This window comes from Arcobacter acticola, assembly GCF_013177675.1.
GTDB classification, from domain to species: domain Bacteria; phylum Campylobacterota; class Campylobacteria; order Campylobacterales; family Arcobacteraceae; genus Aliarcobacter; species Aliarcobacter acticola.
Map to the genome: position 1 here is coordinate 583282 of NZ_CP042652.1, position 13929 is coordinate 597210.

14 protein-coding genes are annotated in these 13929 nt (G+C 27.0%); 6 read left to right on the plus strand and 8 right to left on the minus strand.

Annotation, left to right across the window (positions count from 1 at the left end; translation table 11 throughout):
- The 3 genes from pqqC to pqqE are packed head-to-tail and all read left to right on the plus strand — an operon-like array spanning position 1 to position 2076.
- Positions 1 to 708 carry a pyrroloquinoline-quinone synthase PqqC gene (gene pqqC, locus AACT_RS03060; RefSeq protein WP_172124856.1) on the plus strand — a complete coding sequence of 236 codons (708 nt, stop codon included), beginning with the start codon at positions 1 to 3 and terminating at the stop codon, positions 706 to 708.
- Positions 709 to 713: 5 nt separating this feature from the next.
- On the plus strand, positions 714 to 983 hold the full coding sequence (gene pqqD, locus AACT_RS03065) for a pyrroloquinoline quinone biosynthesis peptide chaperone PqqD (protein ID WP_172124858.1): 270 nt from the start codon (positions 714 to 716) through the stop codon (positions 981 to 983).
- On the plus strand, positions 976 to 2076 hold the full coding sequence (pqqE, locus tag AACT_RS03070) for a pyrroloquinoline quinone biosynthesis protein PqqE (RefSeq protein ID WP_172124860.1): 1101 nt from the start codon (positions 976 to 978) through the stop codon (positions 2074 to 2076). The genes pqqD and pqqE overlap by 8 nt, the downstream gene beginning before the upstream one ends.
- A gap of 18 nt (positions 2077 to 2094) precedes the next feature.
- On the opposite strand, the gene AACT_RS03075 is transcribed toward pqqE, so the two are convergent.
- The 4 genes from AACT_RS03075 to AACT_RS03090 all read right to left on the minus strand — a co-directional run bounded on the left by AACT_RS03075 (position 2095) and on the right by AACT_RS03090 (position 6554).
- Positions 2095 to 2718 (minus strand): LysE family translocator, encoded by a 624-nt coding sequence (locus tag AACT_RS03075; RefSeq protein ID WP_216658215.1) that lies wholly within the window; start codon positions 2716 to 2718, stop codon positions 2095 to 2097.
- 13 nt (positions 2719 to 2731) lie between these two features.
- Positions 2732 to 3877, minus strand: a complete 1146-nt coding sequence (locus AACT_RS03080; RefSeq protein ID WP_172124862.1) for an MFS transporter — start codon at positions 3875 to 3877, stop codon at positions 2732 to 2734.
- Between the two features lie 113 nt (positions 3878 to 3990).
- A complete protein-coding gene (locus AACT_RS03085; protein ID WP_172124864.1) occupies positions 3991 to 4650 on the minus strand; it encodes a response regulator transcription factor in 660 nt (219 codons plus the stop codon).
- The gene (locus AACT_RS03090) at positions 4647 to 6554 is read right to left on the minus strand and encodes an FIST N-terminal domain-containing protein (RefSeq protein ID WP_172124866.1); all 1908 of its coding nucleotides are present in this window, start codon (positions 6552 to 6554) and stop codon (positions 4647 to 4649) included. The genes AACT_RS03085 and AACT_RS03090 overlap by 4 nt, the downstream gene beginning before the upstream one ends.
- Before the next feature lie 222 nt (positions 6555 to 6776).
- Between AACT_RS03090 and AACT_RS03095 the strand changes: the two genes are divergently transcribed.
- Positions 6777 to 8273 (plus strand): aldehyde dehydrogenase family protein, encoded by a 1497-nt coding sequence (locus tag AACT_RS03095; protein ID WP_172124868.1) that lies wholly within the window; start codon positions 6777 to 6779, stop codon positions 8271 to 8273.
- Between the two features lie 77 nt (positions 8274 to 8350).
- Entirely contained in the window at positions 8351 to 8722 is a 372-nt protein-coding gene (locus AACT_RS03100) for a DUF779 domain-containing protein (protein ID WP_172124870.1), read from the plus strand.
- A gap of 56 nt (positions 8723 to 8778) precedes the next feature.
- On the opposite strand, the gene AACT_RS03105 is transcribed toward AACT_RS03100, so the two are convergent.
- The 3 genes from AACT_RS03105 to AACT_RS03115 all read right to left on the minus strand — a co-directional run bounded on the left by AACT_RS03105 (position 8779) and on the right by AACT_RS03115 (position 10085).
- A complete protein-coding gene (locus tag AACT_RS03105; RefSeq protein WP_172124872.1) occupies positions 8779 to 8997 on the minus strand; it encodes a cold-shock protein in 219 nt (72 codons plus the stop codon).
- Positions 8998 to 9220: 223 nt separating this feature from the next.
- On the minus strand, positions 9221 to 9610 hold the full coding sequence (locus tag AACT_RS03110) for a biopolymer transporter ExbD (protein ID WP_172124874.1): 390 nt from the start codon (positions 9608 to 9610) through the stop codon (positions 9221 to 9223).
- A 1-nt stretch (position 9611) separates the two neighbouring features.
- On the minus strand, positions 9612 to 10085 hold the full coding sequence (locus AACT_RS03115) for a MotA/TolQ/ExbB proton channel family protein (RefSeq protein WP_172124876.1): 474 nt from the start codon (positions 10083 to 10085) through the stop codon (positions 9612 to 9614).
- Positions 10086 to 10149: 64 nt separating this feature from the next.
- Between AACT_RS03115 and AACT_RS03120 the strand changes: the two genes are divergently transcribed.
- Positions 10150 to 11010 (plus strand): 1-aminocyclopropane-1-carboxylate deaminase, encoded by an 861-nt coding sequence (locus tag AACT_RS03120; RefSeq protein ID WP_172124878.1) that lies wholly within the window; start codon positions 10150 to 10152, stop codon positions 11008 to 11010.
- On the opposite strand, the gene AACT_RS03125 is transcribed toward AACT_RS03120, so the two are convergent.
- On the minus strand, positions 11003 to 13876 hold the full coding sequence (locus tag AACT_RS03125; protein WP_172124880.1) for an EAL domain-containing protein: 2874 nt from the start codon (positions 13874 to 13876) through the stop codon (positions 11003 to 11005). The two genes, AACT_RS03120 and AACT_RS03125, sit on opposite strands and share 8 nt — an antisense overlap.
- Positions 13877 to 13929 lie beyond the last annotated feature (53 nt).

Consider the following 13929-nt stretch of genomic DNA (forward strand, 5'->3'; position numbering starts at 1 on the left):
ATGCAAGAAGCTTATAGTAAAGAAGAATTTGAAACAAAACTTAGAAATATGGGAAGTATGTACCATATAAATCATCCTTTTCATATAAGAATGTATGAGGGTTCTTGCACTAAAGAAGAGATTCAAGGTTGGGTTGCAAATAGATTTTATTATCAATGTATGATTCCTATTAAAGATGCAGCTATTATGTCAAATTGTCCTAGTTTAGAAGATAGAAGAAAATGGATAGATAGAATACTTGACCATGATAGTGTTGGTGGGGGAATTGAAGCTTGGTTAGAGTTAGGTGAAGCTGTTGGACTTAAAAAAGAAGATTTGATTTCACATAAATTTTTATTACCATCTGTTAAATTTGCAGTTGATGCTTATGTAAATTTTGCTAAGCATGCTCCTTGGAAAGAAGCTGCAATGTCTTCATTAACTGAAATGTTTGCTCCTCAAATTCATCAACAAAGGCTAAATACTTGGCCAGATAACTATCCTTGGATTGAGCAAAAAGGTTTAAGATATTTTCAAAAAAGATTAAGTGAAGCAAGACGAGATGTTCAACATGGTTTAAATATTACACTTGAAGAGTTTAATACAAGAGAACTTCAAGAAAAAGCTTTTTCTATATTACAGTTTAAACTTGATATTCTATGGACAATGTGCGATGCTTTATATTTAGCATATGAATTAAAAAGACCACCATATTTTAATTGTAAGTAGGTAACATGGAAAATTTAAACAAAAAAATAAAATTAAATCCAAATTTTCAATTTCAATGGGAAGATAAACAAAACTGTTATGTATTGCTTTATCCTGAGGGAATGGTTCAACTAAATCAAAGTGCAGGGGAAATTTTGGCACTTTGTACGGGTGAAAATGATGATAAAAGTATAAATAAAATTTTATGTGAAAAATTTGAAGTTGAAGATTTAACACAAGATATACAAAGCTTTTTAGAAGAAGCAAAAAATAGAAATTGGATATGTTATGAATAATGAAATAAAACCACCTTTATGGATACTTTTAGAGTTAACTCACAAATGCCCCTTAGAGTGTGCATACTGTTATAATCAACTTGATTTTGCAAGTACAAAAGATGCAATGAGTAAAGAAGATTGGTTTAGAGTGATGGAGCAAGCAAGGGCTATGGGAGCTGTTCAATTAGGGATTTCTGGAGGTGAGCCTTTATTAAATAAAGATGTAGTTGAAATTGTAGAAAAAGCAAATCTTTTAAAATTTTATACAAACCTTATAACATCAGGTGTCGGTGCTCCTAAAGGAATAGTTGCTAAGTTAAAAGAAGCAGGACTTAAAACAGTTCAGTTGGGTATTCAATCTCATGATAGAGATACTATGACTTTAATTACAAATAATAAAAATTCATTTGATGAAAAAATGGCTTTTGCAAAAGAGGTGAAAGAAGCCGGACTTCAGCTGATTATAAATACTTGTATCACAAGACAAAACATTCATCAAGTGGGAGAAATAATTGAGCTTGCGGAAAAATTAGGAGCAAATTATTTAGAAATTGCTAATATTCAATATTATGGATGGGCATTAAAAAATATTAATTCACTTTTACCATCTCAAGAACAAATCACAGAAGCCAGAAAAGTTACAAATTATTATAGAGAAAAAAGAAAAGATATGAAAGTATTTTTTGTTGTTCCTGATTATTTTGCTACTAGGCCAAAAGCCTGTATGAATGGTTGGGGAACTACATTTATAACTATAAATCCAGATGGAATTGCACTTCCTTGTAATACAGCAAATACACTGCCTCTTACATTTCCAAATGTAAAAGAGTTTAGCATTGAGCAAATATGGAATGAATCAACAGCTTTTAATTATTTTAGAGGAGATAGCTGGATGAAAGAACCATGTAGATCATGTGATGAAAAAGAGAAAGATTTTGGAGGATGTAGATGTCAAGCGTTTGCATTAACAGGTGATATGAATGCAGCTGATCCTGTATGTATAAAATCACCGCAACATGGAATTATAAATAAAAAAATAGAAGATAGTGTTGTTTTTGCTGATGATAAAATTCTTTATAGAAATAGAAAAAATTCTTTAACTTTTATGTAATGTAAATTTTAAAGGGTTTTACGCTCTTTCTTGTGTTGCTAATTTTAAACCTAATCCTATAAGAATCACTCCACTTGTTTTATTTATATATCTTAAAACCATAGGTCGTGACTTAATCCAAAGGGACAAAACTCCTGATATAAAACCAATTGGTGCTTTAATAAAAAAAGCTAATATTGCGTATGTAATTCCTAAAATAAAAAGTTGTAAAGATTGATTTCCTTCATTTAAAGTGACAAATTGTGGAAGGTATGAAAAATAAAATATGGCAATTTTAGGATTCATAATATTTGTTAAAGCTCCTTGTATAAACATTTTCTTATATGAAGCTTTTGGAAGAGTTTTTATGGCTAATTTAGGCTCTTTACTTACTAATAATTGATAACCTATATAGATTAAATATGCAGCTCCAATAAATTTAATCACATCAAATAACCATGTTGAGGTCATAAGTAAAGAACCCAATCCAATTGTTGCTAATAAAGTATGTCCTAACAATCCAAAACTAACTCCAAGAGCAGTTATAATTCCAGCTTTTTTACCATGTGAAATAGATTGAGACATTACCATCATCATATCTTGTCCAGGAGTTAAAATGATAATGATTGAGCTAAGAACAAATAATAATGTGATAACTTCCAAGTAAATCCTTTAACTATAAATGAGTAAATAGTTTTTTTCTTCTTATAAGTAAAAGCATACTTATGATTAATATAATACAAAACATATATATCACAGCATTCCATCCAAATTTTTCATAAACAATAGATGGAATATAAGAACCAAAAGCCCCACCTAAATAATAAAATGTTAAATACATTCCAGATGTTAGTGATTTTTGAGATGCTTTCATAGAGTTTGCTAATCCTGTACTTACACTATGAACTGTAAACATTCCTAAACAAAATAAGAAAATCAGTAAAAATAAGATTAGAATATTTTTTATAACTAAAAATATTGTTATAAATAAAAAAAGAACTAAAGCAAATAAAACTGTATTTATTTCATTTTTAAAAAACTTGATAATCTTTCTTGAGTTTAAAGAAACTAAAATTCCCATTCCATAGCCCAAATACAATAAAGAAATTTGAAATTCAGATACATCAGATGAGATTTCTTTTACTCTAAAAGGAAGTATATTTAAAACCCCTGCAAAAACGAAAAAAACACAAAACATCAAAATATAAACTGTTGAAAATCTTTTATCTTTTAATATTTCAGTTACATCATTTATTTTTGGTTTTACAATTGTAGCTTCACCTTCATATGATAATTTAGAGATAAAATAAATTGAAACTAAAATAGCTAAAGATAAAGAATAAAATACAAATTGATAAGAAAAATTAGTTGCAATAAATCCTGAGAATATTCTTCCTACAAGTCCCCCAAAGACAGTTGATGCCACATAAATGGACATATTAAATTTTATATTTTCCTTATCTATATTTGCTAGGATACTCATAAGTGAAGTTAAAATTGCAGGAACAACCAAGGCTTCTACTGTTCTAAAAAATAAGAAAAATTCATAAGAACTTGATAATCCTAAAAATATATTAGTAATAAAAAGTATAATAGAAGAGTTTATTAACATCTTTTTGGCATTTACTTTTTCTAAAATATATCCGTAAATTATCGGAGATATTGCTAAAAAAAGCATTATAATTGCAGTAAATTGAGATGCTTTTGTTATAGATATATCAAATTCTTTTGCAAGAAGGGGTTGAAGTGGTTGGGTTGCATACATAACTGATAAAACAATAATTATGCAATAAACTATTATAAATAAATCTCTTTTTTTCATAGGCCAATCACTATTTTTAATTTTTATGATTTTTTTAATTATTAGTAAAAAAAGATTTTATTATAAAAAAACTTATTTTAGTCTTTTCATTAAGTTAAGACTTTTAAATAAAATTATTCAGGTCTTTCAATCATATATCCGCTTCCTCGAATATTTTTAATGAAATCCTCTTTTAAAACAGTTTTTACTCTATTTACTTCAGCTCTAATAGTTGCATTATCAATATAATCATCATTCCATACATAATCTCTAAACATATCGTATTGAACAACTAAACTTCTGTTTAAGGCTAAAAGTTCGATAATTTGAAGTTGTCTTTTTGGTAAAATATGCGGTTCATTATTGTATAAAAGAGTCATGTTTTCTGAATCAAAACTATAGTGCTTTGATAACCTTTTATGGGTTTGAGGAACTATTCTTGTTTTTAAAATTTTATTGATTCTTAATGTTAATTCTTTTAAATGAAAAGGTTTTTTCAAGTAATCAAAACAGCCTAAATCAAAAGCTCTTGAAATATCTTCAATATCAATAAGTGCAGAAATATAAATAGTAGGAATCATTCTTTTTTGTTCATGCATTTTTTCTAAAATAGTAAAACCATCAATATCAGGAAGATTTATATCTAAAATTAGCAAATCAAATTTCTCTTTTTCCAAAATCTGTAAAGATTCTGTACCTGTTTTTACACTTTTTATAATATGTCCAGTTGATGTGATATATTCAGCAATCATTTCATTTAACATAATGTCATCTTCTACTAATAATATTTTCATAATACGTCCTTAAATGTATATGTAAATGAGGCCCAATTTTCGCCTGATTCTAGTTTTATCCCAACATTTTCTTCACTACATATTCTTTTTACTAAATTTAATCCAAGACCAAAACCATCTTTTGAAACTTCTTCTCTATAATATTCTTCGAATATTTTTTGGGGATCAAGAATTTGTGCTGAACGACTCTCTATTGTTAAATCACAATCTTTTTTATGGACCTTTAAAATCACGTATATTTTTTCATTTGGAAGGGTATATTTAATTGCATTAGTAAGATTATTATCAACAATTCTTTGAAGTTTTATTTCATTGAAATTTATAATTATCTCTTCTCTTGCATGAATAAATTCAAAGTTAGATTTAAATCTAATTGCAGTTTGAGTAAAAAAGTCTATTCTACTTCGTATAAAATCTATTAAATTTATTGTGTGAGTTGCTTTATTTACTTGATCTTTTTTTACAAGATAACTCAAATCATCATAAATACTAAAGATATTTTTCATTGCAATTTCAATATTTGTAAGATATTTATTTTTTCCCAATTGCATTTCAAACATATCAATATTTCCCATTATTACAGATAATGGAGTATTTGTTTCATGAATTGCATATTTTAAAAACTGTTTTTGAGATGTAATTAAATTTTGTGCATAGATATTTTTACTTTCTAACTCTTTTGATTGTTTATTATAATCTTCAGAAGATTGTTGAATCAAATGAGTTAGAGCTTGTAAACTTCTTGCATGATCACTAAGTGTTGATGATTCTTTTTCTTCCTCATTTTCTTTTTCTTCTTCTTCGATTTCTTTTTCACTTAAGGAAAGAACAGTTAATGTTTGGTTTAACAATTCGTTATGACTATAATGATGATAAAACTCACCATATGTGAAAAATCCAGAAGTACTAGCTATTTTGGAAAAAGGACTAATTTCAGTATCAATTAGATTTGGCATATATCTTCTTCTTGCCATACATGCATAAATAAAAAATGATTCAGTATTATTTATTTTAGATTTACTAAATAAAGACTTTAATGGATTATTCATCATTAATTCAACATTTCCAAAACCTAATTTAACGATATCTCCTTTATATAAATTTCCAGCAAAACTAAGACTTCCATCTTCATGCTTTGCAATAACAGCACGAGCAAGTGGAATATTGTTTTTTTGAACAATTAAAGGAAACTCAATTCCTGTTGCAGGAAGAGTTCTAGCTACATGTTCGCCTAAATATTTTTCATAAAAATCCAAAGGTGTTAATCCTGAAATTTTATATACTCTATTTCCCTCAACTTCTTCAATTTCATGTTCAATTCCAATTGGTGACCAATTGAAGTTATAAGCATTGTAAACTTTTAAGATATCAGAATTAAAAGAAACACCAACTGATCCACGTGTTAAGATATTATTTTGTGATGAAATAAATGTTTGTGTAAAATGTGCATTATCTCCAGCCATTCCACCTGAAACTAATACCTTTTCATTAATAGAAGCAATTCCATTTAAGAACTCTTCTCCATTTGTAGTATCACCATCTGTAAAAGTAAGTAATAACTTTGTATTTTCACAGCACAATTCACTTGCAAGTAAGGCACCATTTTTAAAAGAATCTTTTTCTTCTATATGAGTAGTTTTTAAAGTTGTATTTTCAAAAGTAGAAATAGAGATTACAGTTTTTAATATACTAATTTCTGCATTATTAATTTCTCCATCTGTTGATGAACCAATACAAATAGCTTGAGGCAATTTATTTGTGATCTCTTTTAATATCTTTTCTAATACATCTTTTTTTTCTCCACAAAATATTTGAATTAAAATATTTTTTTCTTTTTCAAAAACTGGAAAATCAATTAATGAATCTAAAGATTTATCGTTAAGTGTGTAATTATATGTTTTCATAAAAAAATTGTAGCAGATATTTTAAAAATTTCAAAGGAAAAAAACTCATTAAAAGTACGAAAATACGGGAATTTGTAACAAATCTTAGCACCGCTATACTCATGCTATACTAATGCTAAACTTACGCTATAAATGTCGTGTAGAATTTCATCAAGCGAAAAGATAAGTTCTTAAACTTAACACTTTTTCCAAAAATTAAATTAATAAAATAAGGAAATTAAAATGATTTACAGTAAACCTCAATACAAAACTCAATATGAGAATTTCATTGGTGGAGAATGGCTTGCTCCTACAAGTGGTGAGTATTTTGATAACATTTCTCCTGTTGATGGTGAAGTTTTAACAAGAATTCCAAGATCAAATGAAGCAGATGTTGAAGCTGCAATTCTAGCTGCTGATAAAGCATTTCAATCATTTAAACATACTTCAGTTGTTGAAAGAAGTAACTTACTAAATAAAATGGCAGATGCAATCGAAGCTAATTTAGAAAAATTAGCAATTGCAGAAACTTTAGATAATGGAAAAGCAATTAGAGAAACTTTAAATGCAGATGTTCCTTTAGTTGTTGATCATTTTAGATATTTTGCATCAGTAATTAGAGCAGAATCAGGAACAGTTTCAGATTTAGATGAAAATACAATTTCACAAGAAATTCATGAGCCTTATGGTGTTGTTGCTCAAATTATTCCTTGGAATTTCCCATTATTAATGGCTGCATGGAAATTAGCTCCTGCTATTGCTGCTGGAAACTGTGTTGTTATGAAACCAGCATCTGCAACTCCTATGTCAATTTTATTATTAATGGAAGCAGTACAAGATGTATTACCAAAAGGTGTTATTAATATTATTAATGGTGCAGGTGGAAAAATTGGTAAATTCCTTTCAACTCACCCATTAGTTAAAAAAGTTGGATTCACAGGTGAAACTACAACTGGTCAATTAATTATGCAATATGCAACTGAAAATATTATTCCTTCAACATTAGAACTTGGTGGTAAATCTCCAAATATCTTTATGGAATCAATTATGGATGCTGATGATGAATTCTTTGATAAAGCAATTGAAGGTTTAGTTCTATTTGCATTTAACTCAGGTGAAGTTTGTACTTGTCCATCACGTGCATTAATTCAAGAATCAATCTATGAGCCATTTATGGCAAGAGTACTTGAAAGAGTTAAGGCTATTAAATTAGGGAATCCTTTAGATACAGATTGTATGATGGGTGCTCAATGTTCATTAAGTCAAAAAGAAAAAATTACTGAATATATAAAAATAGGAAAAGAAGAGGGTGCTGAATTACTAATTGGTGGAAATGTTCATAATTCTGAAACTAATCCAAATGGATATTATATTGAGCCAACTTTATTTAAAGGTCACAATAAAATGAGAATCTTCCAAGAAGAAATTTTTGGACCAGTATTAGCAGTTACAACTTTTAAAACAGAAGAAGAAGCATTAGAAATTGCAAATGACACTATTTATGGTTTAGGTTCAGGTGTTTGGTCAAGAGATGCTCACCAATTACATAAATTCTCAAGAGGAATTGAAGCTGGTAGAGTTTGGGTAAATTGTTACCATATCTATCCTTCACATGCTTCATTTGGTGGATACAAAAAATCAGGAATTGGTAGAGAAACACATATGATGATGTTAAATTCATATAGACATACAAAAAATATTTTAACTTCATACAATAAAAATAAATTAGGATTCTTTTAGGATTTAATTCTAAAAAACAATAGAAAAACCCATAGAATTTTATTCTATGGGTTTTTTGCTTTATAAAGGATATTGAAATGTCAATAAAAAGAGTAGATGTAACACCAGCTGCAGCTGAAGTTATAGAAAAATTAAAAGCAGAACATGGTGAATTAGTTTTTAATCAAAGTGGTGGTTGCTGTGATGGAACTGCTCCCATGTGTTATGAAAAGGGTGATTTTTATGTTCCTAGTCGTAATGTAAAATTAGGTGAAATTTGTGGATGTGAATTTTTTATCGATAAAGATCAGTTTGAATATTTTAAACATTCTCATATTACAATAGATGTGAGAGTTGAAAAATCTGCTTTTGGGAATTCATTTTCCCTAGAAATAGACTTAGGTTATCAATTTATTACAAAGTCAAGAATCTTTACAGATGAAGAATATGCTTTATTAGAAGAAAAATAGCATAAAAAAAAGGGAAAGAGTAAAACTCTTTCCCTTTTTAAATAGTAAAGCTAAAATTATAAAGCTGTTACGTTTTCTGCTTGTAAACCTTTTTCACCTTGACCAACTTCAAAAGTAACTTTTTGACCGTCATTTAATGAAACTCTACCATAACCAGTGTTGTTGATATTTCTGTAATGAACAAAAACGTCTTTTCCACCATTATCTTGCTCGATAAAACCATAACCTTTTTCGCTATTAAACCATTTTACTGTTCCGTTTACTAATGTTGCCATTGTAACTCCTTTTCTTTTTTGTTAAAATATACTTCATTTCTAAAGTGTTGAAGATATAAAATTGAGAATTCTTTAGATTGAGTGTGTACTTAAAACTAGCGTTACAAGAAAAACATAAACTATAGATGAACCCTAAACCATCTTTCAATGTGGTTATTATAGCACAAAAAATACAAAATAAACTTTTTTATTGAATTTTTTTCATTATTTCTTCAAATTCTTTTTATTTCTTTTCTTCATTTGTAACTAATGCTAGGTTTGAAAGGTTATATTTTTGTAATAAATCTAATACTTTTACAACTCTTTCATACTCTACTTTCTTATCAATCCTCACGATTACGGGTTTTTCTTTATCTTTTATTGCTTTTAAGTTATCTTCTAATGATTCAAAAGATACTTCAATCCCTTTTATTGCAAGTTTGTTTTGACTTAACTCTATAAATACCTGCTCTTTTTGAATTTCCATCTCTTTAGCATTAGATTTTGGTAAATCTAGCATCAAAGCTAACTCTTCTTTTTTGAAAACAGAGGTAACTATAAAGAATATTAGAAGAATAAAAACAACATCTATAACAGGTGTTAAGTCTAATCCTAAGGATTCTCTTCTTTTCATGTTAGTTTTGCCCAACTATCTCTTTTTTAGCTTTTAATTCAATTGAATCAATCATAGCAATAAAATGGTTGTAAGCAATTTGATGAGGAATTGCAACAATCAAACCAGCAATTGTAGTAATAAGTGCTATTCCAATACCATTTGAAAAAATAGTAGGATTGCCTAATCCATTTTGAGTAATAGCTTCAAATGATTTATAAACTCCAATTACAGTTCCTAAAAGTCCCAAAAGGGGAGAAACCATCGCGATGTTTTTTATAATAGTTAAACCTGATTCTAATTTCTTTACTTCATATTCAATTTGAGAAGATACAGATGAGTTAATAGTTACACGACTTTTTATTTTACTAATGATTGCATTTTTTCTTGGAAGTGTGAAAAATTTCCATAAAATGATAGTGAACCCAATTATATTTAATGCTATTAAAATATAAACTATAGCTCCACCTTTATCAATATAACTCATTAAATCCATTTTTAGCCCCAATATTTTTTTTGTTATTGTACAAAACTTTTGCTAATAGATGGTACAATTTTTTATGAACTATATAAATTCCCCAATTGAACAAATTACTTTTAATAGTAGAAAATATTTTATAAAAAGAGATGATTTATTGCATAAAGATTTCTCTGGAAATAAGGCTCGAAAACTTTATTACTTTTTAAAAAATGATTTTCCCAATATTAAAAAAGTAGTTTCCCATGGCTCAGCTCAGTCAAATGCAATGTATTCATTAAGTGTATTATGTAAAATCAAAGATTTATCCTTTGATTATTATGTTGATCATATTGCAAGTTTTTTAAAAGAAAATCCAAGTGGAAATTATAAATATGCTTTAGAAAACAAAATGAATATAATTGATGCCGAGCTACCTAAAACTTTTGAAGAGGATACTTTATTTATAAGTGAAGGTGGTGCTGTAAGTGAAGCATGCTTTGGAATTGAAATATTAGCAAATGAGATAATATCTTGGGCAAATGAGAATAAAATAGAAAATCTAAAAATTTTTTTACCAAGTGGAACGGGAACTACAGCACTATATTTACAAAAATATCTTCCCTTTGAAGTTCTAACATGTGCTTGTGTTGGTGATGAAGATTATTTAAAAAAACAATTTAATATGCTTGAAAAAGAAAATCACCCTACAATAATAAAAGCAGAGAAAAAATATCATTTTGGAAAATTATATAAAGAGTTTTATAAAATACATAATGAACTTTTAACTCAAACAAATATAGAGTTTGATTTTTTATATGATAGTTTGGGCTGGATTTGTCTTGAAAAATATCTTGAAACTTTGCAAGAAAAAGATTTTGAAATACTATATATCCATCAAGGAGGGATATTAGGGAATATTTCTATGCTTGAAAGATATAAAAATAAATATGGATCTATTTAAAGTTTTTTGCAAACTCAATAAAATCATTTTCCCTTAAGGCTTTACCATATAGCCAACCTTGAATTTCATCACACTCTTCTTGTTCTAAAAAATCTTTTTGTTTTTGTAGTTCAACACCCTCTGCGATGGTTTTCATTTCTAATCCTTTTGCAAGGGCTATAATAGTTCGGGCAATTGCTACATCTTTTGGATTATTTGGAAGTTCATTAACAAATGATTTATCAATTTTTAATTTATCAATTGGAAATTTTTTTAAATAACTTAAAGATGAATACCCAGTTCCAAAATCATCTATAGCTAGTTTGATACCCAAGTCTTTTAGTTTATTTAAAGTTAAAAGAGATTGCTCGGTATTTTCCATAATATAGCTTTCTGTTAATTCTACTTCTAAATATTTTGCATCTAAATTTGAATTTTTTAAACTATTTAATATAAGATCAAATATATCACAATTTTTTATTTGAATACTTGATATATTAACAGCAACAATTGCCCCTTGGGCTAAATTCATATTTTGAAGTTTTTTTATAAAATTACAAGCAGATTTCAAAACAAATTCTCCTAATGGAAGAATTAATTTAGTCTCCTCTGCATATGCTATAAATTCATTTGGTAAAATTAATCTACCATTTCTATAATTCCATCTAACAAGAGCTTCTAATCCAACTATTTTATTTTCTTTTATATTTATTTGAGCTTGATAATATACTTCAAAATCACCATTTTTTAAAGCATCTGAAATCTCTTTTTTCATAATTATTTTTTCAAAGATTTCAGAAGTCATTTCATTTTTATAAAATTGAAACTGATTTCTACCTGCATTTTTTGCACTATACATCGCAGTATCTGCATGTTTTATTAAATCTTCTGCATCATGACTATTGTTAGGAAATAAAGATATTCCAATACTTATAGTTACATCAAAAAGATATTCTTGTAGTTTTATAGGTTCTTTAAAATCATCTAATATTTTATTAGCTATTTTTTCTACACTTCTTTCTTGGTCAATGTTTTCAATAACTATAACAAACTCATCTCCACCAATTCTTGATATTGTATCTTCAGCTCTTAAATTTTTTTGTAATCGTGATGCTACAAGATTGATAATTTTATCTCCAATTGAGTGTCCATAAGTATCATTAATAACTTTAAAATTATCAATATCTATGAAAAATAGAGCTAAAATTTCTTTTGAAATGCTTGCTCTAGTAATAGATTGATCTAATCTTGCTTTTAAAAGTAATCTATTTGGTAGATTTGTTAGTGGATCATGATGTGCCAAATATTCAATTCTTTCATTTGATTTTTTGATTTTTGTAATATCTGAAAAAATTGCTACATAATTTAAAATATTTCCAGAAGAATCTTTAACGATAGAAATATTTAACCATTCAGGATATATTTCACCATTTTTCTTTCTATTCCAAACTTCACCTTTAAATTGTCCTGTTGTTAGTAAATCACTCCATAATTTTTCATAAAATTCTTTATCATGTTTGCCTGATTTTAAAACTTTTGGATTTTTATTAATAATATCTGCTTCTTCATAACCTGTAATTTTTGTAAAAGCACTGTTTATTGAGATGATATTATTTTTATTATTTGTAATCAATATACCTTCATTTGTATTTTCAAATACAATATCAGATAATTTCAGTTTCTTTTCGATTTTTTCTTGAGCAGTAATATCTTTAAAAATACAATGGGTTTTTAACTCCCCGTTTATATTTGAGAAATTTCCAGTAAAACTAGCAAGAATAATTTCACCATTTTTCTTTTTTATTTTTATCTTTTCATTTTCAACTTTTTTATTTTCTAAAAATATTTTAAATAAAGCTTTTAATCTTTCATATGATTCATCTGTAAATATACTAAATTTTTGTCCAATAGCTTCATCTTTACTATAACCTGTAACATCACACCATTTTTTATTTACATTGATTAATAATCCTTTATCATCCAAAGACTGATAAGGATATGGTACATTTTCATATAAAAGTTTAAATTTATTCTCTATTTGTTTATTTGTGTGGGCAATTTCTGAAATATTTGTAAAAAGTAATTTTATAATTGAACTATCAAGTAAAACTGTATTCATAACTGTAAGTTGAAAAACATTGTCATTTATCTCTAAAATTTCATTTTCTTGGAAATCATTTGCTAAAATTTTTTTATAAATTGAATTCCATCTTTGTTCTGGAATTACAGATGTGATATTTTTATCTATTTGAATATCAAATAGTTTTTTTGCTTTATTATTAAACCAATAAATTAATTGTTCTTCTTCGTTATCAAAAAGTTCAATAACTGCTTCATTTAAAGAGTTAAAAGTACTTTTAACATCTCTTAATTTTGACTCTAAAAATAGATTGTAATTTCCTTTTATATTATTTAAGATATCTTTTGAAGTGATAATAAAATAATCTTTTTTTATTCTGTCATAAATTACAGCTCTTCTGATATTTTCTTTTCTCATTTTATTTACGACATCATAAAGTAAATCTTCTGTATCAAAACAAACTAGATTTTTGTGCATAAATTCTTGAATATTTAAAGAAGGGTCAATATGTTTTTGAGCAAGATTTATAATATCACTCTCTGTTAAAATTCCAATAGGTTTATTGTTATCAAAAATTAAAATAGAGCCAATATATTTTTCACTCATTAGGTCAATGGCAGTTTGAATATTTGCTTCTTTTTGTACAAAAAATGCTTTTAAATTAACTCTAATTAAATCTTTTGCTTTTGTGTGGGTTTTAAAAATATCTTGTTCAAACTCATAAATAATTTTTTCTTGAAGAATTGTTCCTAAATAGTTTCCTTCTAAATCAACTATAACTACTCTTCTTATTTTATGATTTAGCATAAGTCCTAAAATATAATTTACTTTTCTGTTTGATTTACTGGTTATTAGACATT

Bases quoted from the DNA above. Each gene is read 5' to 3' on its own strand.
- pqqC (WP_172124856.1), top strand. From the start codon at position 1: ATGCAAGAAGCTTATAGTAAAGAAGAATTTGAAACAAAACTTAGAAAT.
- pqqD (WP_172124858.1), top strand. From the start codon at position 714: ATGGAAAATTTAAACAAAAAAATAAAATTAAATCCAAATTTTCAATTT.
- pqqE (WP_172124860.1), top strand. From the start codon at position 976: ATGAATAATGAAATAAAACCACCTTTATGGATACTTTTAGAGTTAACT.
- AACT_RS03080 (WP_172124862.1), bottom strand. From the start codon at position 3,877: ATGAAAAAAAGAGATTTATTTATAATAGTTTATTGCATAATTATTGTT.
- AACT_RS03085 (WP_172124864.1), bottom strand. From the start codon at position 4,650: ATGAAAATATTATTAGTAGAAGATGACATTATGTTAAATGAAATGATT.
- AACT_RS03090 (WP_172124866.1), bottom strand. From the start codon at position 6,554: ATGAAAACATATAATTACACACTTAACGATAAATCTTTAGATTCATTA.
- AACT_RS03095 (WP_172124868.1), top strand. From the start codon at position 6,777: ATGATTTACAGTAAACCTCAATACAAAACTCAATATGAGAATTTCATT.
- AACT_RS03100 (WP_172124870.1), top strand. From the start codon at position 8,351: ATGTCAATAAAAAGAGTAGATGTAACACCAGCTGCAGCTGAAGTTATA.
- AACT_RS03105 (WP_172124872.1), bottom strand. From the start codon at position 8,997: ATGGCAACATTAGTAAACGGAACAGTAAAATGGTTTAATAGCGAAAAA.
- AACT_RS03110 (WP_172124874.1), bottom strand. From the start codon at position 9,610: ATGAAAAGAAGAGAATCCTTAGGATTAGACTTAACACCTGTTATAGAT.
- AACT_RS03115 (WP_172124876.1), bottom strand. From the start codon at position 10,085: ATGGATTTAATGAGTTATATTGATAAAGGTGGAGCTATAGTTTATATT.
- AACT_RS03120 (WP_172124878.1), top strand. From the start codon at position 10,150: ATGAACTATATAAATTCCCCAATTGAACAAATTACTTTTAATAGTAGA.
- AACT_RS03125 (WP_172124880.1), bottom strand. From the start codon at position 13,876: ATGCTAAATCATAAAATAAGAAGAGTAGTTATAGTTGATTTAGAAGGA.